The organism is Neisseria sp. P0017.S009 (assembly GCF_051957375.1).
In the GTDB taxonomy this organism is placed as follows: Bacteria; Pseudomonadota; Gammaproteobacteria; order Burkholderiales; family Neisseriaceae; genus Neisseria; species Neisseria perflava.
The window spans coordinates 263,125-288,030 of record NZ_JBQCWL010000002.1 but is presented as its reverse complement, the minus strand read 5'-3'; the positions used below and the strand labels follow the sequence as shown (position 1 = coordinate 288,030).

Sequence of the window (24,906 nt, the reverse complement as noted above, 5' to 3'; positions counted from 1 at the left end):
CCTCAAAGTTGATTTACGCTTCTTCTTTGACTGCCGCCTGATACAGGTACACGGTTGCCAACGGCGGTACGGTAACAGACAAGGAATTTGGTTTGCCATGTGACCAAACTTCTTCTGTCTCCACCGTTGCGCCGGCAGAAACGCCGCTACCTTTGTAATGCAGGTCGTCTGAATTGAGGATTTCGCGGTATTCGCCGGCAGAGTTCACGCCGAAACGGTAGCCTTCGCGTACTACTGGCGTGAAGTTGCTAATAACGATAACGCGGTTGCCTTCGCGGTCGCGTCGCTCGAAAACGAATACGGAATTGTCGCCGTCATCTGCAACCAGCCACTCAAAGCCTTCAGGCCATTGGTCTAATTGGTAAAGCGGCGCAGTGTCTTTATAGACATGGTTCAACTCGCGCACAAAGTCTTGCACGCCTTTGTGCCAGCCGCCCTCTTGCTCCAGCAGGAACCAATCCAGTCCTTCGTTGTAGTTCCACTCGCGACCTTGTGCAAACTCGCTGCCCATAAACAAAAGTTTTTTGCCGGGGAAGCCGTACATAAAGCCGTAGTAGGCGCGCAGGTTGGCAAATTGTTGCCAGCAGTCGCCGGGCATCCGTCCGAGCAGCGAGCGTTTGCCGTGCACGACTTCATCGTGTGAAAGTGGCAGGACGAAGTTTTCGCTGTACTGGTACATCATGCCGAAGGTCATTTTGTTGTGGTGATATTTGCGGTTGATGGGGTCTTCCATCATGTAACGCAAGGTATCGTTCATCCAGCCCATATTCCATTTGAAGCTGAAGTTCAAACCTTCTTGACGGGTTACATTGGCGAATGAAGTAGACTCTTCAGCAATTTCAGTCGCAGCCGGAACTTCCTCTTTCAACATGGTGTTGGTATCGCGCAGGAAAGCGATGGCTTCAAGGTTTTCATGGCCGCCGTATTGGTTCGGAATCCACTCGCCATCTTTGCGCGAATAGTTGCGGTAAATCATCGAAGCCACCGCGTCAACGCGGATACCGTCAAAGCCAAAACGTTCTATCCAATACAAAGCATTGCCTTGCAGGAAGTTTTTCACTTCGTTTCTGCCGAAGTTGTAAATCAAAGTGTTCCAGTCTTGATGATAGCCTTCGCGCGGATCGGCGTGTTCATACAGCGCGGTGCCGTCGAATTTGGCAAGCCCGTGGTCATCGGTTGGGAAGTGTCCGACCACCCAGTCGAGGATAACGCTGATACCCTCGTCGTGCGCGGCTTTAATCAGGGCGCGCAATTCTTCCGGAGAACCGAAACGGCTGGTCGGCGCATACAAACCGGTTGCCTGATAGCCCCATGAGCCGTCAAACGGATATTCGGAAACAGGCAGAAATTCAATATGGGTAAAGCCCATGTCTTTGACGTATGCGACCAATTCTTTGGCAAGCTCTTCGTAAGTCAGCCAAAAGTTGTTTTCCGGATTGCGTTTCCACGAACCCAAATGCACTTCATAAATGCTGATCGGCGCATCAATGGCGTTGGCACGGGCGCGGAAGGCCGGTTCTTCCACTTCGTCAGGCAAACCACGCACGATAGATGCCGTGGTCGGACGCAGTTCCGCACCGAAGGCATACGGGTCGGCTTTTTCGCGTACATTACCGTTGGCATCGCGGATTTCAAATTTGTATAGGGCATTGAGTTTGACAGCAGGGATGAAGATGTCCCAAATGCCGTTGTCACGGTGGAAACGCATCACATGGCGACGGCCGTCCCAGTTGTTGAACTCGCCGATGACGGAAACGCGTTGCGCATTTGGCGCCCATACGGCAAAGCGTACGCCCTTCACGCCGTCCAACTCGGCAAAATGCGCGCCTAAAGTCTCATAAGGACGCAGGTGTTTACCTTCGGCCAACAGCCAGGAATCCATGTCTTGCAACGCAGAACTGAAATGATAAGGGTCTTCTTCAATCACTGGCTCGGTGTCTTCGGTGTAACGGATACGTAAAGCGTAATCGGGCGCATCATCGGGCAAAACGGCCACAAAGAAACCGCGTTCATCAATTTTTTCAGACGGCACGATGAGTTCGCCGCTGCGGCGGTTCACGATATCCACGCTTACTGCGCCGGGAATCAAAACGCGCACTACTTCATCGCCCTCTGCAAGGCGGTGTCGTCCCAGATAAGCGAACACATCGCTATGGGTGGCAAGAAACAGGCTTTCGACCGTATCGCGCTCGATTTGGTCAAGTTCATGATAAGCCTTGATTTGGCTGTTTGTTTTCATGCGTACCTCGTCAATAATGGCAAGTTGGCCGCCCATGAGGCGGTGTTGTAGGAAATCTTCCAAAGAAACCGGCATTTTTTGCGCCCAGTTCGGATAGCCTTCGGTTACACCCGGGACATTCAGATTGTCGATGACGCCCAGTAGGTTTTCCAGTTGTACGGCGTAAAGCTTGCTGCGGCTCAATGCGCCGTATTTGTGCAAAGCCGCCAGCAAGGTTTCATCGGCTTTTGCCGGCATTTGTACGTCTGCACCCAGACAGCCGGTTTCTTTCAATTTGTCCAGCAAATCGGCTTTATCGTGTTCGCGCTCATCCAAGGCCGTCTGAAAAGCGGCTGCATCAGGCAAAGTACCGAGTTTGAACATCGTATCCAAATCTTTGCCTATCCAATAACCTGCCAAGGGTGCGACATCGTGGGTACTGATGACCGTAATCGCCTGCTCGGGGTATTCGTCAGGTAATTGAAAACCGTTCCAGCCCTTGCTGAAATACATCACTTTGTAGGAGAACACTTGATAGCGGTTGAGCAGATAACGCGCTTGATCGGGTACCGTCCCCAAATCCTCGCCGATAATGACGCAACGGTTGCGCTGGCTTTCCAATGCCAAAATGGCAAAAGTCACTTCGGCATCGTAATGCACATATGCGCCGAAATCTGCTGTTTTATCCTTTAAAACCCACCACAAACGACACAATGCCATCACATGGTCAATCCGCAACACGCCATACAGACGCATATTTTCGCGCAACAGATGGGCAAACTTTTCATAGCCCGTATGCTTCAACATCGACGGATTAAGCGGCGGCAAATCCCAATTCTGCCCTGTCGGCCCTAAAGGATCGGGCGGCGCACCGACCGATACGTCCATACAATAATCTTGGCGGTTTAACCAAGTATCCGCGCTACCTCGCGCCACGCCGACCGCTAAATCGCCGTAAATGCCGAGTTTGACACCGTATTCGGCAGCGGCTTGGTTAACTTCTTGCAATTGCTCCGCGCAAAGCCATTGCAGCCACATATAAAAACGGATTTCCCGCTCATGACTGCGCTCGAATTTTTCTACTGCTTCGCCATCAGGTTGATGAAATTCAGACGGCCATGACTGCCAACCCACTTGTCCAGGACGGCTGTAATACTGGTCCAAAGCCTCAAACAAACCGAAGCCCTGTAAGGCTTTGCCTTTTTCCATCACAAACGATTCAAATGCAGCACGCTCATTTTCCGCGGCTTCACAAGTATCTTGTTCAAATGCATTAAACGCCATTTGCAGCGCATCACGTTTGCATGCCCAAACCGCGGTATAAGTCACCGTTTCCGTGATACGCAAAGCAGCGATGCGCTGACGGATTTTCGGTTGCGCCAGCCAGTTTTTCAGTTGCTCGTTATAAGTAAACGCCCCGACTTTCTCTATATCCAAATAAATCGGATTGAGCCATTCGCGCGAAGAAGGGCTATACGGGCTGGCAAAGGCAGGCTTGCTGGTAAACAAGGCGTGCAAAGGGTTGATACCGACAAAATCCAGCTTTTTCTCTGCAGCATATTTCATCAGGTTCAGCAAATCGGTAAAGTCGCCTATGCCCCAGTTGCGCTCGGAACGCAGGCTGTACAAATGCATGGTCAAACCATTCATCCGTCCGCCATTGGCAAGCAGTTTGGGTTGATAAACCGATTCAGGCGCAACAATCAGGCGTACAAGGCGACATTTGCCGCCGGTCTCGGCCGACAAAGTGTAATAACCGCAAGCCAGTTGGGGCAGCTTAATCCAAAGCGTATCGTTGTCGCCCAGATACAAAGTCAAGGTCTGGCACTCATCCGCCTCATCAATCAATACGACCGCTTCCGCACCATGAAATTCAGACGGCATCTGTAAAGATTCTTCGCCATTTTCATGCGCAACCATCGTATTCAAATAAAGGCCATCTGAATCCGGTTTGCTTTTATCCAAAACAGCAACAATCGATTCCAAAACTTCCGTTTTGGTCACACGATAAGTGCCGTTGATGTCGTGATAACCTAAATCAATACCGGCCTGTACCGCCTGCTGCTCCAATGTTTCACTCATTGTATTCTGCCTGTTTTACCAATATCAGAATCTTAATACAGATTCTGCCGCACCGTGATATGTAATTCATTGTAGTATCAAACAAACCCCATATTTCCCCGCTTGATTTGACCTGAGCCAAAATTTCCTATTTATCTGTCTTGTAAAAACTTAAAGGCCGTCTGAAAAGGAAGGTTTCATTCCTTTTCAGACGGCCTTCATCATGCTTCAAGCCTGATTAGTGGTGGTGATGACCGTGCGGGCCATGTACGTGACCGTGGGCAATTTCTTCCTCAGTCGCATCGCGTACACCTTCAACGGTCGCTTTGAACAATACTTTCATACCGGCCAAAGGATGGTTGCCGTCTACTACGGCTTTACCGTCGGCAACATCGGTTACACGATAAATCAATACATCGCCTGTTTCCGGATCATCGGCTTCAAACATCATGCCGACTTCAACTTCAACAGGAAATACGCTTACATCTTCAATGCGCACCAACTCAGGATCTTGCTCGCCGAAAGCATCATCGGGCGACAAAGCCACTTCGACGGTATCGCCTACATTTTTGCCGTGCAACGCTTCTTCCACCAAAGGGAAAATACCGTCATAACCGCCATGCAAGTAAGCAATCGGCTCTTCGGTTTTGTCCAACAACTGGTTGTTTGCATCGTACATTTCATAATGCAGGGAAACTACGGAATTTTTAACAATAGACATCATGTCGTCCTTAATCAATATTTATAAAGTCAAGTTCAGGCTATTCTATCACAGCTGTAACTAAACAATCGGTTTACCTTAAACAAATACTTTTAGCAAACACAACAAAACCGAAAAAGTCCATATAAAAAACAAAATCGAATGATTCCAATCCATAAAAGTTGCTTTTTCACAACACAAAGTTGCTAAATTACAAAAATTTCCCTAAACGCAAAAACATTCCAAACCCTTAAAACCTATAACAAATAAAAATACACAACTCATTGAATACAATGTATTTTTAAAATCTTCATTAATAATGAATATTTTTAGATGATTTTTCGCGCGCCAATATGATTTACATTATTTTCACTATTTTCGTATTGATTTTAGCCGGCAAACGGTTACGCAACGTTGCATTGACCTATCCCGTGGGGCATAATATTGAAAAATTCAGCAATGAATTTCTACTGTATAGGCCGTCTGACGGCTATTTTTAGTTTAAATCGATTTAAAAAAGGTTCTTAAAAATGAAAAAATCTCTGTTCGCTGCTGCTTTGTTGTCTTTAGCTTTGGCCGCTTGTGGCGGTGCTGATAAAGCTGCTGAAACTGCTGCTTCTGCCGCTTCTGCTGCTTCCGAAGCCGCTGCATCTGCTACTGAAGCTGCTGCATCTGCTACTGAAGCTGCCGCTTCTGCTGCTACCGAAGCTACTGAAGCTGCTGCATCTGCTACTGAAGCCGCTGCTTCTGCTGCTTCTGAAGCTGCTAAATAATATTCTTTTGAATATAAGAAAAGCAGGATACCATTGCGTATCCTGCTTTTTTACATTCCTCACACTCCCCTTCCCGACTTTTCCGCCTGACTGCCATGCACCTTCACGACCGTTTTGCAACGTTTCTTTCCGCCTCTGAAATCATCGAAGCCACTCCGGCCTTGTTAAACGACCAACGCCGCCGTTTTGTTTCTTCGCCGGATATTGTCTTACAGCCGAACTCTGTCGAAAGCGTGCAGAAAATCATGCGTTTCTGTTTTGAAAACCGCATCCGCGTCACCCCGCAAGGTGGCAATACCGGATTATGCGGCGCAACGGTAACCACCGAGGGCGTACTGCTCAACCTCTCCAAGCTAAACCGTATCCGTGATATCAACCTTGCCGACAACAGCATGACGGTTGAAGCTGGAGTAATTTTGCAAAATGCTCAAAAGGCGGCAGCCGAAGCCGGACGACTGTTTCCACTCAGCCTTGCCAGCGAAGGCTCTTGCCAAATCGGCGGCAATATCGCCTGTAATGCCGGCGGTTTGAATGTCTTGCGTTACGGCAGCATGCGTGATTTGGTATTGGGTTTGGAAGTCGTTTTACCAAACGGCGAACTGGTTTCCCACCTTCAGCCCCTGCACAAAAACACGACCGGCTACGACTTGCGCCATCTTTTTATCGGCAGTGAAGGAACATTGGGCATCATTACCGCCGCCACACTCAAACTCTTTGCCCAGCCCAAAACCAAAGCGACCGCATGGGTAGGTTTAGACGATATTGAATCCGCCGTTTCGCTTTTAACTGCGGTACAAGGCCATTTTGCCGAACGCTTGATCAGCTTCGAGCTGATCAGCCGCTTTGCCCTCGATTTATCTTCGGAATTCAGCCAACTCAAAAAGCCTGCCGACGCGGAATGGCATATTTTGATTGAACTTGCAGATTCCATTCCCGATGCCGGACTGGATGAAAAACTTGCCGAATTTCTCTATCAAAACGGGTGGGAAAACAGTATCTTGGCGCAATCCGAGCAAGAGCGTTCCGACTTATGGACCTTACGTGAAAATATTTCCGCTTCCCAACGCAAACTCGGTACCAGCATCAAACACGACATCGCCGTCCCTATCGCCCAAGTGGCCGCCTTTGTCCGCCAATGCGCCCCTGCCTTGGAAATCCATTTCCCCGGCATACAAATTGTCTGCTTCGGACATTTAGGCGACGGCAGCCTACATTACAATACATTCCTGCCCAACGTATTGAGCAACGAAGCCTACCAATACGAAGACGCCGTCAATACCATTGTTTATGAAAACATCCTTGCCTGCCACGGTACGATTGCCGCAGAACACGGCGTAGGCATCATCAAAAAACATTGGCTGCCCCGCGTACGTACACAGGCCGAACTCGTTCTGATGCATGCTATCAAAAATCAACTTGACCCTTATGGCATCATGAATCCGGGCAAACTCCTGCCTTCTCTGGATTAAGTAATATAAAAAGGCCGTCTGAAACATTTCAGACGGCCTTTTATCTTATCCAAACTATTTCAATGCCGTTTTCCAATCCAATCCGCCCAACGACGGTACCTGTATCACTTCATTGGTATCCAAATTGACCGCTGTCAGCTCTCCGCCCCACAACGCGCCGGTATCCAAAGCAATGACCTGATCGGTATTAACGTAGCCCAATGACGACCAATGTCCAAACACGGTAATATAATCCAAATTCTGCCTATCAGGCGCTTTAAACCAAGGGCGCAGGTAAAGCGGCATTTTTTTTAAAGTGGATTTATATTCGTAATCCAATTCGCCTTTGTACGTCAGCGCACGCATACGGGTAAAGACGTTGATAATCATGCGTAGACGCTCATAGCCTGTCAAATCATCTGTCCACTCGGTCGGCTTGTTGCCGTACATTTTGCCAAAAAATTTCCTGTACTTTTTACCTTGCAATTCATCCTCAGCTTCACGGGCAAGGCTTTCGGCCTTATCAACCGACCATTGAGGCAAAATACCGGCATGCACCATCACATGCCTGTCGCCGCGCACCAAAAGCGGTTGATGACGCAGCCAGTCCAATAGGGATTGACTCTCGGGATGGGTCAAAATCGGCTCAACCGTATCGCTGCGCTTGAGCGTTCCTTCACCGCAACCGACGGCCAAAAGATGTAAATCATGATTGCCCAAAACCATTTGCACGCTGCTGTCATGCTCTTTGGCAAATTTCAGGGTTTCCAATGACTTTGGGCCGCGATTGACAATATCGCCGACCAGCCAAAGGGTGTCCGTACCATGATTAAAGCCGATTTTGGCAAGCAACAAAGTCAGCTCGTCAAAACAGCCTTGAATGTCTCCGATTGCGTAATGTGCCATTATTATTGTTTTCCGTTGTTATTCTTTTCAGACGGCCTCAAGCCCAGCCCAGGCCGTCTGAAAACATCAATTATGCATTTAAAACCAATACTGCCTCTGCTTCAACCTGAACGCCTTTAGGCAGGCTGGCCACGCCAACCGCCGCACGTGCAGGGAAAGGTTGTTCGATAAATTCAGCCATCACTTCATTGAACACGGCAAAGTTAGCCAAATCAGTCAAATAAGCATTGAGTTTGACGATATCATTTAAAGAACCGCCGGCTGCTTCGGCTACGGCTTGCAGGTTTTTAAATACTTGCACGGCTTCTGCCCGGAAGTCGCCATTGCCGACCACAGTCATCGTAGCCGGATCCAAAGGAATCTGACCGCTCATATAAACCGTATCGCCTGCGCGGACTGCTTGGCTGTATGCGCCAATCGCGGCAGGGGCTTTGTCGGTATGAATAATGGTTTTAGACATGATATTCTCCTCAAGTAGAAATGTCAGAAACAGGGGGAAGCTTCGAATTTTACTTTCAACAGAAATACGTTTCAATAAAAGCATTCAATTAATGCGTTTAGCCCGTCTTGTTCTTCCTCGATTTTAAACCTACAATCCCACACATTATTCATTTCAAAGCCGAAATTATTATGTTTTTTGTCTTATCCCCAGCCAAAAACCTCAACGAAAAAGACCCCTCCCCCGTCAGCAGCTTTACCCAGCCCGACCTTCTACCCGAAGCGGAAATCCTGATGCAGGAGTTGCGTCAGCTTGCCCCCCAACAAATCGCCGAGCTGATGCATGTTTCCGACAAAATCGCCCTGCTCAACGCCGAACGCAATGCCGCATGGCACACGCCGTTTACGCCTGAAAACGCCAAACAAGCCGTATTTATGTTCAACGGCGACGTCTATGAAGGCATTGCCGCCGATACGCTCAAACCGAAACAAATCGACTACCTGCAACAACACGTCCGTCTGCTCTCCGGCCTATACGGCGTACTGCGCCCGCTCGACTTGATGCAGCCCTACCGCTTGGAAATGGGCACAGCCTTTACCAACACGCGCGGCAAAAACCTCTACGAATTTTGGGGCGATAAAATCACCGACCTGCTCAACCAAACGCTGAAGCAGGCAGGCAGCGACGTTTTAATCAACCTCGCCTCACAAGAATATTTCAAATCCGTCAACACCAAAAAACTCAACGCACGCCTGATTACGCCGATTTTTAAAGACGAGAAAAACGGCAAATACAAAATCATCAGCTTCTACGCCAAGCGTGCGCGCGGTTTGATGGTGCGCTACGCGGCAGAACACGGCATTACCGAGCCTGAAATGCTCAAAAACTTCGACTACGAAGGCTATTCATTCAATGAAGCAGCTTCAAACGAAGCCGAATGGGTATTCATGCGTAAAGAACAATCTAAATAAAAACAGAATCCTAGATATTTTTTCTAAAATACCTCTTGGCAAAGGCCGTAAGTTCCATTAGTATTACGGCTTCAAGAACGGAAGCGTGGCAGAGCGGTTTAATGCAACGGTCTTGAAAACCGTCGAGGGTTGATAGCCCTCCGTGAGTTCGAATCTCACCGCTTCCGCCATTCTTGATATTTTTTATCCAGTAAAAATGAAATGCGAGACTTGATGATTCAAGTCTTTTTTTATTTTCAAATCCAAAGAATACCCAAGGGCCGTCTGAAACTTTCTATAACGCAGTTTCAGACGGCCTAAAACCTTTAAAACTCCCCCAAATCCCTAAAGTCCTACCCAGACATTTAGGAATTTGAGGGATTTTTGCCAAGGTCTCCGCTTTTCTAATCTTTGCCGTCAATGGTATCTGCCTACCCATCACCAATGCGGAATTTTTGCTCAACCATGTGGGGCTTTTCCTATGCCGACGCGATCGTGCATTTTGCCTCAGAGCCGTGTGCTGCCGTATCATTTGCGGTAGGGTTTGCTGCATATTCTGAGCTGTTGCCAAAGAGTACTGCCGTTGCTTTTATCTTGGAGAAGGTCGCGGTAAACGGCATTATGATGGGGTGTCATTCGATGATGGTGTGGTGGTAGGACAGGTCTTGAATGTGATATCGTTCTTCTTGGGTCAGTTGAGTGTCGCTCAGGGTAATCTTTCTTATAGGAAAGGCTGTATGCTGCTACATACCGAACTTTTCCGTTATGGAAAGTTTGCCCTTCAAATCCGAATCTGCTGGCCTCTATTTATCATTATTTAATCGCTACAAGGATATTTAAATGAAACGGGAAACCATTGCCCTGCATGCAGGCTATCAATCCGAACCAACTACCAAATCCGCTGCTGTCCCCATTTACCAAACCACTTCCTACACTTTCGACAACACGCAACACGGCGCAGACTTGTTCAACCTTGATGTAGCGGGCAATATCTACACCCGTATGATGAATCCGACCACTGCCGTTTTGGAAGAACGCGTTGCCCGTTTGGAAGGCGGTATCGCCGCATTGGCTGTCGCCAGCGGTATGGCGGCAATTACCTATGCCGTTCAAACCTTGGCTGAAGCAGGCGACAACATCATTGCAACCAAAACCCTCTACGGCGGCACATACAATTTCTTTGCTCACAGCCTGCCGCGCCAAGGCATAGAAGTACGCTTTATCGATCCGGCCAAACCCGAAGAAATCGCCGCCAATACCGACAGCCGCACCAAACTGGTGTATTGCGAATCTATCGGCAATCCTGCCATCAATGTCGTTGATATTCCAGCATTCGCCCAAGCCGCGCACGCTCAAGGGCTACCACTAATGGTGGACAACACCGTTGCTACGCCTACATTGTTCCGCCCGATAGAACACGGAGCCGACATTGTTATCCAATCTCTGACAAAATACATCGGCGGCCACGGCACAACGATTGGCGGTGCCATTATCGACGGCGGCAAATTCCAATGGGCAGGCAATCCGCGTTTTGAAAAAACCTTCAATCAGCCTGATCCGTCTTACCACGGCGTAAACTACTGCGAACATTTTGGTGCGGCAGCCTATATCGCCCGTGCCCGTGTCGTCCCATTGCGTAATACCGGTGCCGCCCTGTCTCCGCACAGCGCATTTTTACTGCTTCAAGGTTTGGAAACCCTCGCCCTGCGTATGGAACGTCATTGCGAAAACGCCCTAAAAGTAGCCGAATTCTTAAAGAAACATCCGCGGGTCGAATGGGTGAACTATCCTGCACTGCCTGACAGTCCGTATAAAGCTTTGATTGACCGCGACTACGGCGGAAAAGCCTCAGGTTTGCTGAGTTTTGGTATTAAAGGCGGTCGTGAAGCCGGCGCGAAATTCATTGACGCACTGCAACTCTTCCTGCGTTTGGTGAATATCGGCGATGCCAAATCGCTGGCTACCCATCCTGCCACAACGACCCACCGTCAGCTTGACGATGCAGAACTCGCCGCAGCAGGCGTCAGCCCCGACATGGTACGCCTGAGCGTGGGTATCGAGCATATCGACGATTTGCTTGCCGACTTGGCGCAGGCATTGGATGCCGTACAGGCATAAGCAATCGCTCATTAGATGAAAAAAGCCTCCGCTTAAAAAGGCCGTCTGAAAATTTCTTTTCAGACGGCCTTTTCCTTTTCTACAAATCAAATGCGGCGTTAATCAAACGTTTGGTGTAATCGTTTTGCGGATGGTGGAAAATCTGATCCGCGCTGCCGTACTCAACCATTTCGCCCTGCTTCATCACGATCACATTATCGCTAACGGCGCGCACGACAGACAAATCATGACTGATGAACATATAAGTCAGGCCGTATTTCTTTTGCAAATCGCGCAAAAGCTCGACTACTTTGGATTGTACGGAACGGTCAAGTGCAGAAGTCGGCTCGTCCAAAAGAATGAATTTCGGGCGCAGGATAACGGCGCGTGCAATAGCTATACGCTGACGCTGGCCGCCGGAGAATTCATGCGGATAACGGTTGAGCGCGTCAAGCGGCAGGGACACTTCCTTCATGACTTCCAAAACGCGCTGGATACGTTCTTTTTTAGTCATCTCAGGATGATGAACCGTCAAACCTTCACCAATAATTTCACCAACTGTAAGGCGTGGGGAAAGCGAACCGAACGGATCTTGGAACACAATTTGCCGTTGCGATTTCAGACGGCATGCTTCCTCGGCTGTATAGTTTTTCAGGTCTTTGCCTTCAAAGAAGATATGGCCGGTATAAGGCAGCATCTGCATGACGGCTTTGCCCAGCGTGGATTTTCCGGAACCGGACTCGCCGACAACGCCCAATGTTTCCCCTTCTTTTATTTTGAGGCTGATGCCTTTGACGGCGTCGAAAGTTTTGAGCGGCTTGCCAAAAAAGCTTTGCTTCAATACGAAAGAAACATTGACATTATCGGCATCGATTAACACACCGGCGTTGTTTTCTTCCGGCTCTTTCATGCCTTTGGGAATGGCATTGATGAGTTCGGCGGTATATTCGTGCTTCGGATGGGCAAAAACTTCTTTGATTTTGCCGCGCTCGACAATTTCGCCGTTACGCATGACGCAGACGGTTTTGGAATAGTGTTCCGCCAAACCCAAATCGTGGGTAATGAAGATAATCGCCATGCCCATTTGCTGTTGCAAATCGTGGAGCAAATCGAGAATCTCGGCTTGAATGGTCACATCCAAAGCCGTGGTCGGCTCATCGGCAATCAGCAAGTCAGGTTCATTAATAAGCGCCATGGCAATCATAATGCGTTGCAACTGACCGCCGGAAAACTCGTGAGGATATTGTTTCATGCGGCGCTCAGCTTCTTTGATGCCCACACGCTCCAGCAATTCCAATGCTTTCTGCCCTGCTTCTTTTTTGCCAAGCTTTTTATTGTGCACACGCGCCGCTTCAATTAGCTGCGCACCGATACGCATAAACGGATTGAGCGAGGTCATCGGCTCTTGAAAAATCACGCTGATGCGGTTGCCGCGCAAATCACGCAGGGTTTTCTCATCGGCATCCAAAATGGAAATGCCGTCAAAAGTAATGCGCGAATCTTTGCCATAACGGGCAAATTTCTCAGGCAACAGGCGCATAATGGACATGGAGGTTACGGACTTGCCCGAGCCGGATTCGCCGACCAAAGCCAATGTTTCGCCCTCTGCCACTTTAAAGCTGACATTACGAACGGCATGCACGGTTTTCTCATGCAGTTCGAAATCGATGTCCAGATTTTCTACAACCAGTAACTGTTTTGTCATTTTGATTATCCTTTTGGTTGCGGTTTAGCGGTCTTTCGGGTCAAGCGCATCGCGCAGGCCGTCGCCGATAAAGTTGAAACAGAACAAAGTGGTTACCAAGAAGAAACTTGGCACGAGCAGCTGCCAAGGTGCGGCTTCCATCGAAATTGCGCCTTCTTGCAGCATCGAACCCCAACTGGTCATCGGCTCTTGCACGCCCAAGCCCAAGAAGCTCAAGAAGGATTCAAACATAATCATGCCCGGCACCAGCAAAGAGGCATACACCATCACCACGCCCAAAACATTCGGAATAATGTGGCGCGTCACGATTTTACGTTTTGCCACGCCGCTCACACGTGCCGCTTCGACAAACTCTTTATGCTTCAAGCTCAAGGTTTGGCCGCGCACGATACGCGCCACGTCCAGCCAAGACACCAAACCCACGGCGGCAAAAATCAAAAGCAAGTTGCGGCCGAAGAATGTGGTCAGCAGAATGACGAAAAACATAAACGGAAACGCGTTCAAAATTTCCAAAAAGCGCATCATCAGCGAATCGAGCTTACCGCCGATAAAGCCGGCAATCGCGCCATAAAGCGTACCGATGACAACAGCCACCAATGCGCCGGCCACACCGACCAGCAAGGAAATACGTCCGCCGGTTGCCGCACGCGACAGCAAATCGCGGCCGAGCAAGTCCGTACCCAGATAGTGATGGGTAGAAAAGGACGGTGGAATCTGCATATTGTCCCAGTCGGTGAAGTCGTAGGTGTAGCGGACAATCCATGGCGCCACAATCACAAAAATGCTGATCAGCAACAGGATGATAATGCTGTACACCGCCGCTTTGTTTTGTTTAAAACGCCGCCATGCATCGCTCCACAGGCTTTTGCCGTGTACTTGGGCGTATTCTGCTGCCTCTGCAAGGGCCTGAGTCTGCTTCTTTTTAAATAACATAATGTTCTCTCTCGCTTTTTATTCTTTCTTCAGACCGTCTGAACGTTTCAGACGGCCTTTGCGCAAATGGGATTAATAACGGATTTTCGGGTCAATAATGGCATACAGAATATCGAGGATGGCGTTGAACAAAATGGTCATAATGCCGACCAAAATCGTCAAACCCAAAATCATGCCGTAGTCGCGGTTGAGCGCGCCGTTGACAAATAATTGTCCGACGCCGGGAATACCGAACACGTTTTCAATCACAATGGAGCCGGTGATGATGCCGACGAATGCCGGGCCTAAGAAAGAAACAATCGGCAACATAGCTGGGCGCAGCGCATGGCGCAGGATGATGCGGCTCATGGGCAGGCCTTTGGCGCGTGCCGTGCGGATAAAGGGGCTGTTCAATACTTCAATCATCGCGCCGCGCGTAATCCGCGCGATACTGGACACATAACCGATGGACAAAGTAACGACGGGCAAAATCAGGTTCATCAGTGCGCCATCGTTCCAGCCGCCCGCAGGCAGCCATTGCAGTCTGACGGCAAACACCAGCACCAATACCGGCGCCATCACAAAACTGGGGACAACGATACCGGTCATCGCACCGCTCATCAGCGAATAATCCAGCCAACTGTTTTGTTTTAAGGCGGCGATGATACCGATAAACATGCCGAAGATGGCGGCAATCAAAAAGGCGTAGAAGCCAAGTTCTGCCGATACCGGCAGGGATTGGGCAAGCAACTCATTAACGCTGAAATCTTTATATTTGAACGACGGCCCCAAATCCCCCTGCGCCAACTGCTTGAGGTAGTGGAAATATTGGAGGTACATCGGATCATTGAGGTGGTATTTGGCTTCGATGTTGGCCATGACCGCAGGCGGCAGATTGCGTTCGCCTGTGAACGGGCTGCCCGGTGCGAGCCGCATCAGGAAAAACGATACGGTAATCAACACCAGCATGGTCGGGATGGAAGCACATATCCGTTTGATGATGAATTTCAACATAATCAGGCTGTCCTGTCTGAACATACCGGACTCGTGAAAACAAGCTGACCTGAAGCGGAAATCGGATGAATGGCAGCAGGCGTCTGTAACGTCGCCGCGCCGGTTTCTCTCTCTATTCCGACCGGGTTATTGTTTTTATTCGGAGTCGGGTAAGGTTTTTTAGTTTTTAGATAATTATTGTTATAAGGCCGTCTGAAACTTTGTATCCGCCGTTTCAGACGGCCTTTCAAGTTAACGCGCCAAAGGTTCGGTGCGTTCAATCAGCCATGCTTTGGCCGCGCCTTCTGTCAAAGGCTCAAGACGGCGGCGCACTTCGGCGTGATATTGGTTCAGCCATTCGATTTCGCTGCCGGTCATCAGTTTGGTATCAATCAGGCGCGTATCGATTGGGCAGAGGGTAACGGTTTCAAAATACAGGAATTTGCCAAACTCAGTTTCCTCAGGGTTTTCAACCGGACGATTGATTACCAAACTTTCGATACGGATACCCCACTTGCCCGGACGGTAAAGACCCGGCTCGTTAGAGGTCAGCATGCCTGACTTCATCGCGTGATGCGGTTGCGGTACGGCGGCAACGGCAATGCTTTGCGGGCCTTCATGCACATTGAGGAAATAGCCCACGCCATGGCCGGTACCGTGACCGTAATCGCATTGCGCCTGCCAGAGTGATTTGCGGCAGATGGCATCAATCATCGGGCCTTTGATGTTTTCAGGGAAAATGGTTTCCGCCAGAGAAATATGAGCTTTCAGCACCAAAGTGTAATCGCGCTTCATGGCCGCACTCGGATTGCCGACGGGCACCACGCGCGTGATGTCGGTCGTACCACCCCAATATTGGCCGCCGGAGTCAATCAGCAGCATACCGTCGCCTTTGATTTTGCTGTTGTTTTCCGGTGTCGCGCTGTAATGAGGCAAGGCGGCATTGGCATTGTAGCCGGCGATGGTGTCGAAACTTGGCGAAATAAAGCCGGGACGTTGGCTGCGGTGTTTGTAGAGCATGCCGTCGATGTCCAACTCGCTCAATTCGCCGCCGTCTGCCAAGATTTGTTCAAACTCGGCAAAGAAGCCGCACAATGCTGCGCCGTCTTCCGCCATGGTATTGCGGATATGGGCGATGTCGGCATCAGATTTGACTGATTTGAAGAATGTGCTTGGGTGGATGGCTTCAATCAAACGAACGTCTTCAGGCAGGCGGCGCAAAGTACCGACGGCGGTTTTGTTCGGATCAATCAGCAATGCGCCCTTAACGCCAGCCAAATAGTCTGCCGCTTGCGCATAAGGCAACACTTCAAAACCTGCCGCTTTCAAAGCTTCGGCAGATTCGGCTTTCAGACGGCCTGCATCGGTAAACAATACGGCTTTGTCTTGGCTGATAAACAGATGAGATAAGAACACAGGGTTGAACGGCACATCGTCGCCGCGCAGATTGGTAATCCAAGCGATGTCGTCCAAAGAAGAAACCAAATGCGCATCTGCGCCCTGCTCCTTCATGGCCGCACGGATACGGGCCAGTTTTTCGGCCGCAGTTTCGGAAACGTAATCGGGATGGTGAACGTAGATTTCCTGAGTCGGCAATGCAGGACGGTCGTCCCACACTTCGTCCAACAAGGTTTCTGGGTATTCAAGGCGGATGTTTTTGGCGGCAAGTGCCTGTTTCAAACCGCGCTCGCCGCTGAGTGCGAACATATCGGCAGGCGCGCCGACTACTGCGCCCTCGGGCAGATTTTGTGCCAGCCACTCGGTATAAGGCGCATCAACGCCCATTTTTTGCAGCTCGATGCCGTTTGGCGCAAGCTGTTGGCCGGCCTGTTCCCAATAGCGGCTGTCCGTCCACACGCCTGCTTTATCGGCGGTTACCACCAAAGTGCCGGCCGAACCGGTAAAGCCGGAAAAATCGCGGCGTGCCTGCCAATGCTCGGGCAGGTATTCGGAAAGGTGTGGATCGGCGGAAGGAATGACAAACGCGTCCACGCCATGTTTTTTCATGGCTTCACGTAAAGCGGACAAACGTTGTTGTACAGATTTCATGTGTTATGTCTCCTATTGTTTCAGACGGCCCCTGTCATCAAGGCCGTCTGAAAGCTTGTGCTGTCTATCATCAATCTATTTTTTCGGTGCGAACGACCAGCTCTTGACCGTATAGTTCCGCAAAGGGTCTTTGTCGGAATAGCCGATAATATCGGGTTTGACCATACGCACTTCAACCTGATGATACAGCGGAATCAGTGCAGCGTCTTCTTGAAGCTGCTTCTCTGCATCGGCATAAAGCTGGCTGCGCGCTTCCTTGCTGACACCATCTTTCAGCGTATTGTTCATAAATGTATCAAACGCCGCGCTTTTGTAGCGGAATGCATTGTTTGAATTGTTGGATTTCAAGATATTGAGCATGCCTGCCGGATCGTTGAAATCGGAACACCAGCCGCTGAACGAAACCTTGAAATTGCCTTGTGCGCGCGTATCCAAATAAGTTTTCCATTCCTCGTTGGACAAAGTCGGACGTATAAACGGAATGGCGGCCTTCCACACCGACTGCACGGCAGTGATTTGTTTTTTAGACGCTTCGCTGGTGCTGTACAAAATATCGAACTCAAGCGGATGCTCATCGTTGTAGCCTGCTTCGTTCAACAGTTTACGAGCGGTTTCGATGCGTTTTTCAGGCGTCCACTCTTTCCACTCCGGATAAACAGGAATCACGCCCTGCATTTGCGGCGGTGTCAATTGGAAGGCAGGCGTATCGCCGCGGCCGCCCACTTTGACGACAATGTCGCGGCGCGTCAGCATATTAAGTGCCTTGCGGACGCGCGGATCATTAAACGGCGCCGCTTCGTGGTTCGGCTCCAAATACCAGCTGCACAAGGAAGTTGTACGTTTCACTTGTCCCGGAAACTCAATATCCGCCACTTTGACCTGATCGCTGGGAATGCCGTAAGTTACATCAATTTCATTGGCGCGATAACGGTTGTACTCGCCGCTGCCTGACAGAAAAACCGCCTTTGGAATGGCCACTTTGTCTTTATCGTAATAATTGGGATTACGTTCCATATTGATGTGGCTGTTGACTTTCCAATCCGTTAACAGATAAGCGCCACTGGAAACATAATGACCGGGCTGCGTCCACTTATTGCCGTATTTTTCGACAGTGGCGCGATGAACTGGGAAAGTGAATTGCTGAATCAGCATATCGGGGAAATAAGGTACCGGCGCAATCAGCGTAAATTGCAGGGTTTTTGCGTCCAACGCCTTGACACCCAATGTCTCAGGCTTGGCTTTGCCGTTTAATATATCTTCCGCATTTTCCACTTGGGCATCGACCAAATAGCTGCCGAAAGGTGCGCCGGTGGCTGGATCGGCAAGACGGCGAAAGCTGTACACGAAATCTTCGGCGGTAATCGGATCGCCATTGCTCCATTTGGCATCACGCAGATGGAAGGTCCAAATACGCTCGCCCTCGCTCTCCCATTTTTCCGCCAAAGCAGGAATGGTTTTACCTTCGGCATCCGTACCGACCAAACCATCCATCAACTGACGGATAATCGCACCGGCCGCCATATCGCCACTCATTTGAGGATCCAGCGTACCCGGCTCAACACCGTTGCTGACCACCACGCGCTCATAATCGGTACGTTTAAACTCAGGAGCAGGCTTAACATCGCGGCTGCACGCCGACAATGCGAATACGGCAGCCAATGATGCAGCCAACAGCGGATAGGTTTTTCCGGCCATATTTCATTCCTTCTTTTGGGTATTCTTCTTTTTCAGACGGCCTAATTATTCAAACTACACTCAACTACATTTATTTAGAAGTTCTCCAGCATAGTTAAATCATCTATTTCAAACCATGAAAATAGTGTTTTAAACCACATATTCCATCGAAATAATAATAGCCGTCTAAGATTGTCGGCAAATTAACACAAAAATACGTAACTGAAAACTATTTTTCAATTTATCCTACGATAAGTTACAAATGTATTGATTTTTTATGATTTGTCAAATAAGATTATCCGAACTCTTTCGCCATAAGCAAGAAAAAGACATAAAAAGGAGAATCAAATGAAGAAGTTATCTTACTTTATTGCCACTGCCCTCATAGGCTCTTCCATAAGCGCCGCCCACGCCGAACCTAAAATGAGCGGCACCATCTACATCATGACCGAGGTCGAACACAACAATAAAACCAGTGTAACCTCTACAACCATTTCCGATAAAAGTTCCAGTCTTTATCTCTCCGATGAAGTACGACTCAACAACGACTTATGGCTGAAATGGCAACTTGGCTCCTTTATTTACTTCGATTCCGACCGCTGGGGCGGCTGGGGTACTGCCGACTCATACGTCGCGCTCAACAGCTACAAAAACCTCGGCACCGTCAAAATGGGCTACATCAGTACGCCCATGAACAGCATTTATCTGAACCCGTTCGACACCAACAGCCCGATTTTGGAGTTCGGCAAAATTTCCCGCTTCGGCCAACGCCGTGTTTCCATGGCTTATGAGTCGCCTTGGAAAAACGGCTTCCAATTCAAATTCAACGTTTCCCCCGGTTCCAATGCCGCGCGCAATAACAACAACTGGAATCCGGACAAAAAACGTGACGGTGACTGGGTCTTCGGCTGGGGTGTGGACTACTACCACCCCAACAACGGCTTTAACGCGCACTACGCTGCCGAATACGCACCCAACGACTCTCCGACCGAAACCAAAGACTTCCAAGCCCACGCATTCATGGCCGGATACAGCAAAGACAAAATCTCCGTCGATGCCGCGTTCCAATACGCCAAAAATACTTGCGACGGCTTTAGCTGCTGGGGGCCATGGGAGGAGGAGAAGAATGGTATAAAAATAAAACACGAAGACAAAGAAATCAACAACACCAAAGAATTTATGGTGTCGGGTTCATATAAAATCGGCAATTTCAAACCTCAAATCGGCTTTGCCTACGGTAAAAGCTCTATCGGCGAAGACTACAAACACGTCGCCGTCAGCACCGATTACAGCTTCTCCAAACGGACAACTGCCACACTCGGCGCCGGCTGGTTGAAAGAAAACGTCAATCCGAAATACGAAGAAGATTTGCCGAAAAAATCTTCTTACGCCGTGGGCATGGTATTCAAACACCGCTATTAATGCCTGACAGATTAAAGGCCGTCTGAAACAATTTGTTCAGACGGCCTTTTCTACATCCTATAATTAAACTTGCAGCCCACCTTAAAAATCATTACATTGCCCACACTCAAGCAACAAAAACGTCATCATGAACGCCCACCGCACCCTCATCATCTCCGTTTTTATCGTCGCCAGCTGCGGCCTCGCTTATGAGCTCATCATCGCCGCGCTCGCAAGCTATCTTTTGGGCGACAGTATTTTGCAGTTTTCCTCCGTCATCGGGCTTTATCTGTTTTCAATGGGTATCGGTGCCCACCTGACCCAATACATCAAAGATAAAGACGTGTTGCACCGCTTTATCGAAATCGAACTTCTGGTCGGCATCATCGGCGGTATTTCCGCACTGGCATTATTTGTGGCCTTCGGTTTATCCGCCGCCCCGTTCCGCACCCTGCTCTACGCTTTTGTACTGATTGTCGGCATGGTTGTCGGCATGGAAATTCCTTTGGTCATGCGCGTGTTAAACCAAAAAGGTGCGGAATTTAAAGAACTCGTTTCCAAAGTATTGACCTTCGACTACTTGGGCGCACTCGCCGTTTCCCTGCTCTTCCCGCTCCTCCTCGCACCCAAACTCGGCATGGCGCGTTCCGCCCTTTTGTTCGGCATCCTCAACGCCGCCGTTGCCTACCTGACCGCGCGCGTATTCAAAGCCGAGCTACCCCGCTACCGCGCCATCCGCCTGCGCGCGCTGATTGTCTTGTCCGTCCTCGCCGCCGCCTTCGCCTACGCCGACCGCATCTCATTCAAAGCCGAACAAAGCTATTTCGGCGATCCCGTTGTCTATCAAAGCCATTCGCCCTACCAACGGCTGGTCGTGACCCGCTGGAAAGACGACACCCGCCTCTATATCAACGGCAACCTGCAATTCTCCTCACGCGACGAAGCCCGTTACCATGAAGCACTCGTCCTGCCTGCCATGCAGATGGTTCCCAATGCCGAACGCGTCCTGATTCTCGGCGGCGGTGACGGATTGGCGGCACGCGAAGTCTTGAAATATCCGCAGGTCAAAAATGTTACTTTGGTCGATCTCGACCCCGACATGACCGCCACTTTTAGAACCTCCGCCACCTTGAGCGCACTCAACCAAGGCTCGCTGTCCCATCCCAAAATGCACGTCGTCAACGACGATGCCGCCAAATGGCTGGAAGGGTCGTCTGAAAAATTCGACGTTATCATCATCGACCTGCCCGACCCCTCCAATTTCTCGCTGGGCAAACTCTACTCCGTCCCCATGTACCGCCTCGTTGCCCGCCATCTTGAACCGCATGGCAAGATTGTTGTGCAATCCACTTCGCCTTATTTCGCACCCAATGCCTACTGGTCGGTCGTTACCACCCTCGAAGCGGCCAAGTTGAATACCGCGCCATATCATGTCTACGTCCCCTCATTTGGCGAATGGGGATTTGTGTTGGCAGGGTTTGACCAAAACTTCCCCATTCCGCAAAAATTCGACGTACCCACCCGCTATCTCAATGCCCAGACTGTCGCCGAAATGTTCCGTTTTCCGCCCGATATGGCAAGGCGCAAGGTGGAAGCAAATTATTTGAACAACCAAATTCTCGTCAGTTATTTTGAAAGCGATTGGAACAATGTGATGCGATAAAATATCTAAAGGCCGTCTGAAACATCTGTCTTCTTTTATCTCCGTTCAGACGGCCTCATCGCCTGTTTACCCTTTTTCACACAGCATTTGCTTGAAAAAATAAGGTTTATCTTTATCTAGATAGAACACAATCGACACTATCCGTTGAATGAAGGAACAAACTCTTATGCAGTATTTTGGAATCGGTTTTTTGGTTTTAATCTTTTTGGAAATCATGTCCATCGTATGGGTTGCCGACTGGATAGGTGGCGGCTGGACGCTGTTTGTGATGGCCGTCAGCTTTATCAGCGGTATCTTTATGCTGCGCCATACCGGCATTTCCGGCCTTTTGCTCGCAGGCGCAGCCGTCCGCAGCGGCCAAAACATTTCCCTCTATCAAATGCTGTGGCCGATTCGCTATACTGCCGCCGCGGTTTTCCTGCTCAGCCCCGGTTTTATTTCAACCGCCGTTGCCCTGCTCTTGCTGATTCCATTTAAAGGCAACGCGGCCGTTTCTTCTACGCAGTCTTTCCAAAGCCGTCAGACTTACAGCTCCGCCAAAGAGGATGAAGACATTATCGAAGGCGAATATACGGTTACGCGCACCAGCAAAGCCGACAAACCGCAAGACTATATCGAACACAAACCCGATTGACGACTTCCTTTATAAAAGGCCGTCTGAACTAGGAATACCTCAAAAGTGTTTCATATTTCAGACGGCCTTAGTCATTTCTGGGCTTTGAAAATGTAAATATCGGTTTGTAATTCGGTTATTCCGCATAAATCATTTAAAATAAGCAACTATTTTGATTCTAAAAACGACACGGTATCTAATGAACGTTCAACGTCTTTTCCCTCTCTCCCTCAGCTTGATTACCGCCGCTGTTTTATCGGCGTGCGCCACCCAAAACACACCGACTGCTTCGAAAACCGAAACCGTCGTTCAGCCTAAATCTACTTCTATTCCTTCACGCCGCGCCGACAGCGAGTCCAAAGTCCTGTCCGATTACAGCCAATACCAAAGCGCCATCGATGCCGCCAAACGCGGCGACGATGCTTGGGTACAACAATTTTTATCCCAAGCCAGCGACAGCGCAATGGCTGAAAACGTCCGCAACGAATGGCTGAAAACCTTGGGCGCGCGCGGCCAATGGGATTTGTTCCGTCAAGAATTCAGCAAATTGAACGCCGCCGGCGTCGCACAAGAAGTGCAATGTTATGCCGATTTGAGCAGCGGCAATTACAGCAAAGCCACCGAGCTGGTTCGCGTGACCAGCAAACTGCCTGCTGGCTGTACCCGCTTGGTTGAAAGCGCGGCAGCTTCAGGCCGTCTGAACACCAACGACGCATGGCGTCGCGTACGCGGCTTATTGAGTAACAGCCAAACCACAGATGCACGCAATCTCGCCGCCGCATTGGGCAGCCCGTTTGAAGGTGGCGCGCAAGGTGCGACCGAATACAGCCTGTTGAGCGTGATCGGCAAAGATGCACGCAAATCCGCTTCTGCCGCCGCTACCCTGTCCGACATGGAATCAGGCCTCAGCCGCGAACAACGCAGCTTCGCATGGGGCGTATTGGGCCACTACCATGCACAAAGCCAAAATATGCCGACCGCTTTGAGCTACTACGGTCGCGTTTCCGACCGCAAACAACTGACCGACGAACAATTGGAATGGTACGCACGCGCCGCTTTGCGTCTGCAACGTTGGGACGAATTGGCAAGCGTGATTCAGCATATGCCTGAAAAACTGCAAAAAGACCCGACATGGCAATATTGGCTGGGCCGCAGCTTTGCCGCACAAGGCAAAAGCAGCCAAGCCAAAGAAATGTATGAAAAAGCTGCCGCTTCCGGCCGCAATTTCTACGCCGTAATGGCAGGTGAAGAACTGGGCCGCCGCATCAATACGCGCAACAATGTTTCCGATGCCGATGCCAGAGACGTCCGCCGTATGAGCGAAGACGGTGCCATCAAACGCGCATTGGTTCTGTTTAAAAACAGCCAAAGCAACGGCGATTCCAAAATGCGCCGTCAGGCACAGGCGGAATGGCGTTTTGCCACCCGCGACTTCAACGAAGACAACCTGCTGACTGCCGCACAAGTCGCTTTCGACAACCAGTTCTACGACATGGCAATCAACAGTGCCGACCGTACCGACCACAAACTCAACTACGAATTGCGCTATATCTCTCCATTTAAAGACCTGACCGTCCGCTATGCCGCACAGGCAGGCGTTGACCCGGCATGGGTTTACGGTTTGATTCGTCAAGAGAGCCGCTTTGTCATGGGCGCGCAATCCAGCGTCGGCGCGCAAGGCCTGATGCAGGTCATGCCTGCAACCGCCCGCGAAATCGCCGGCAAAATCGGCATGAGCAGCAGCGAACTCTACACCATGGACGGCAACATCCGCATGGGTACTTGGTACATGGCAGATGCCAAACGCCGCCTGCAAAATAACGAAGTAATGGCCACCGCAGGCTACAATGCCGGCCCAGGCCGCGCCCGCAACTGGCAGGCTTCTTCGCCTTTGGAAGGCGCCATCTACGCCGAAACCATCCCATTCACCGAAACCCGCGACTACGTGAAAAAAGTCATGACCAACGCGACTTATTACGCGTCATTGTTCAATGAACCGCAAACTTCGTTGAAACAACGTATGGGTACGGTTCCCGCCCGCTATTAATACCCGATATGCCGTCTGAAAAGTGAGACAGAATCAAACGTTCAGACGGCCTGCAATCTTGACAGACTATCGGGTTTATAAGATAATCGCCCGATTGTTTCTGACCGAAAAGGTCACTTGCACGGCAAAAGCCGACTTGTTAGGAGGTGATGTTTACATCACGGCGCGTATCCCGCCCTGCCCTAGGCAAACCAGCGATACAACAACTCCCCCATTATGACAAACCGTCCTCTATTTCTTAAAACGGTTTGATTGAA

At 49.9% G+C, this 24,906-nt stretch carries 17 protein-coding genes, 1 tRNA gene and 1 pseudogene; 9 read left to right on the top strand and 10 right to left on the bottom strand.

Features of this window, described 5'->3' with window-relative positions; translation table 11 throughout:
* Window positions 1-13: 13 nt before the first annotated feature.
* Together glgB and ACTHTG_RS03595 are read right to left on the bottom strand one after the other, a co-directional pair.
* Window positions 14-4,300 carry a 1,4-alpha-glucan branching protein GlgB gene (gene glgB / locus ACTHTG_RS03600; RefSeq protein WP_049335546.1) on the bottom strand — a complete coding sequence of 1,429 codons (4,287 nt, stop codon included), beginning with the start codon at window positions 4,298-4,300 and terminating at the stop codon, window positions 14-16.
* A gap of 217 nt (window positions 4,301-4,517) precedes the next feature.
* Entirely contained in the window at window positions 4,518-5,000 is a 483-nt protein-coding gene (locus ACTHTG_RS03595) for an FKBP-type peptidyl-prolyl cis-trans isomerase (protein ID WP_003683125.1), read from the bottom strand.
* A 509-nt stretch (window positions 5,001-5,509) separates the two neighbouring features.
* On the opposite strand from ACTHTG_RS03595, the gene ACTHTG_RS03590 reads away from it, so the two are divergent.
* Both ACTHTG_RS03590 and ACTHTG_RS03585 read left to right on the top strand, forming a co-directional pair.
* Entirely contained in the window at window positions 5,510-5,752 is a 243-nt protein-coding gene (locus ACTHTG_RS03590; RefSeq protein WP_070588359.1) for a hypothetical protein, read from the top strand.
* Between the two features lie 95 nt (window positions 5,753-5,847).
* Window positions 5,848-7,221: an FAD-binding oxidoreductase gene (locus ACTHTG_RS03585; RefSeq protein ID WP_004519497.1), complete on the top strand. Its 1,374-nt coding sequence runs from the start codon at window positions 5,848-5,850 to the stop codon at window positions 7,219-7,221.
* A 54-nt stretch (window positions 7,222-7,275) separates the two neighbouring features.
* Here ACTHTG_RS03585 and ACTHTG_RS03580 read toward each other — a convergent pair whose 3' ends face one another.
* Together ACTHTG_RS03580 and ACTHTG_RS03575 are read right to left on the bottom strand one after the other, a co-directional pair.
* Entirely contained in the window at window positions 7,276-8,106 is an 831-nt protein-coding gene (locus ACTHTG_RS03580; protein ID WP_004519496.1) for a symmetrical bis(5'-nucleosyl)-tetraphosphatase, read from the bottom strand.
* A gap of 70 nt (window positions 8,107-8,176) precedes the next feature.
* Entirely contained in the window at window positions 8,177-8,566 is a 390-nt protein-coding gene (locus ACTHTG_RS03575) for a RidA family protein (protein ID WP_003746001.1), read from the bottom strand.
* A gap of 170 nt (window positions 8,567-8,736) precedes the next feature.
* Between ACTHTG_RS03575 and yaaA the strand changes: the two genes are divergently transcribed.
* Window positions 8,737-9,516, top strand: coding sequence for a peroxide stress protein YaaA (gene yaaA, locus ACTHTG_RS03570; protein ID WP_049335610.1), 780 nt, complete (start codon window positions 8,737-8,739; stop codon window positions 9,514-9,516).
* 79 nt (window positions 9,517-9,595) lie between these two features.
* Window positions 9,596-9,686: transfer RNA gene (locus ACTHTG_RS03565), tRNA-Ser, on the top strand.
* 243 nt (window positions 9,687-9,929) lie between these two features.
* Here ACTHTG_RS03565 and ACTHTG_RS03560 read toward each other — a convergent pair.
* A pseudogene (locus tag ACTHTG_RS03560) lies at window positions 9,930-10,140 on the bottom strand (IS30 family transposase); the annotation flags it as partial.
* Window positions 10,141-10,335: 195 nt separating this feature from the next.
* On the opposite strand from ACTHTG_RS03560, the gene ACTHTG_RS03555 reads away from it, so the two are divergent.
* Complete coding sequence (locus tag ACTHTG_RS03555; protein WP_049335542.1) at window positions 10,336-11,613, top strand: O-acetylhomoserine aminocarboxypropyltransferase/cysteine synthase family protein; 1,278 nt, start codon at window positions 10,336-10,338, stop codon at window positions 11,611-11,613.
* A 79-nt stretch (window positions 11,614-11,692) separates the two neighbouring features.
* Here ACTHTG_RS03555 and ACTHTG_RS03550 read toward each other — a convergent pair whose 3' ends face one another.
* The 5 genes from ACTHTG_RS03550 to ACTHTG_RS03530 all read right to left on the bottom strand — a co-directional run bounded on the left by ACTHTG_RS03550 (window position 11,693) and on the right by ACTHTG_RS03530 (window position 18,946).
* Entirely contained in the window at window positions 11,693-13,297 is a 1,605-nt protein-coding gene (locus ACTHTG_RS03550) for an ABC transporter ATP-binding protein (RefSeq protein ID WP_308538361.1), read from the bottom strand.
* Window positions 13,298-13,321: 24 nt separating this feature from the next.
* Window positions 13,322-14,230 (bottom strand): oligopeptide ABC transporter permease OppC, encoded by a 909-nt coding sequence (gene oppC, locus ACTHTG_RS03545; RefSeq protein WP_003683112.1) that lies wholly within the window; start codon window positions 14,228-14,230, stop codon window positions 13,322-13,324.
* 72 nt (window positions 14,231-14,302) lie between these two features.
* Complete coding sequence (oppB, locus tag ACTHTG_RS03540; protein ID WP_036472303.1) at window positions 14,303-15,223, bottom strand: oligopeptide ABC transporter permease OppB; 921 nt, start codon at window positions 15,221-15,223, stop codon at window positions 14,303-14,305.
* Window positions 15,224-15,454: 231 nt separating this feature from the next.
* On the bottom strand, window positions 15,455-17,251 hold the full coding sequence (locus ACTHTG_RS03535; RefSeq protein WP_070588357.1) for an aminopeptidase P family protein: 1,797 nt from the start codon (window positions 17,249-17,251) through the stop codon (window positions 15,455-15,457).
* Between the two features lie 75 nt (window positions 17,252-17,326).
* Window positions 17,327-18,946, bottom strand: a complete 1,620-nt coding sequence (locus tag ACTHTG_RS03530; RefSeq protein ID WP_070588355.1) for an ABC transporter substrate-binding protein — start codon at window positions 18,944-18,946, stop codon at window positions 17,327-17,329.
* 327 nt (window positions 18,947-19,273) lie between these two features.
* On the opposite strand from ACTHTG_RS03530, the gene ACTHTG_RS03525 reads away from it, so the two are divergent.
* From ACTHTG_RS03525 to ACTHTG_RS03510, 4 genes are all read left to right on the top strand, one after another.
* On the top strand, window positions 19,274-20,347 hold the full coding sequence (locus ACTHTG_RS03525; protein ID WP_004519484.1) for a porin: 1,074 nt from the start codon (window positions 19,274-19,276) through the stop codon (window positions 20,345-20,347).
* Between the two features lie 124 nt (window positions 20,348-20,471).
* Entirely contained in the window at window positions 20,472-21,989 is a 1,518-nt protein-coding gene (locus ACTHTG_RS03520) for a polyamine aminopropyltransferase (protein WP_288971003.1), read from the top strand.
* 166 nt (window positions 21,990-22,155) lie between these two features.
* Window positions 22,156-22,623, top strand: a complete 468-nt coding sequence (locus ACTHTG_RS03515; RefSeq protein ID WP_039862014.1) for an FxsA family protein — start codon at window positions 22,156-22,158, stop codon at window positions 22,621-22,623.
* A gap of 178 nt (window positions 22,624-22,801) precedes the next feature.
* Entirely contained in the window at window positions 22,802-24,649 is a 1,848-nt protein-coding gene (locus tag ACTHTG_RS03510; RefSeq protein ID WP_308538363.1) for a lytic transglycosylase domain-containing protein, read from the top strand.
* Window positions 24,650-24,906 lie beyond the last annotated feature (257 nt).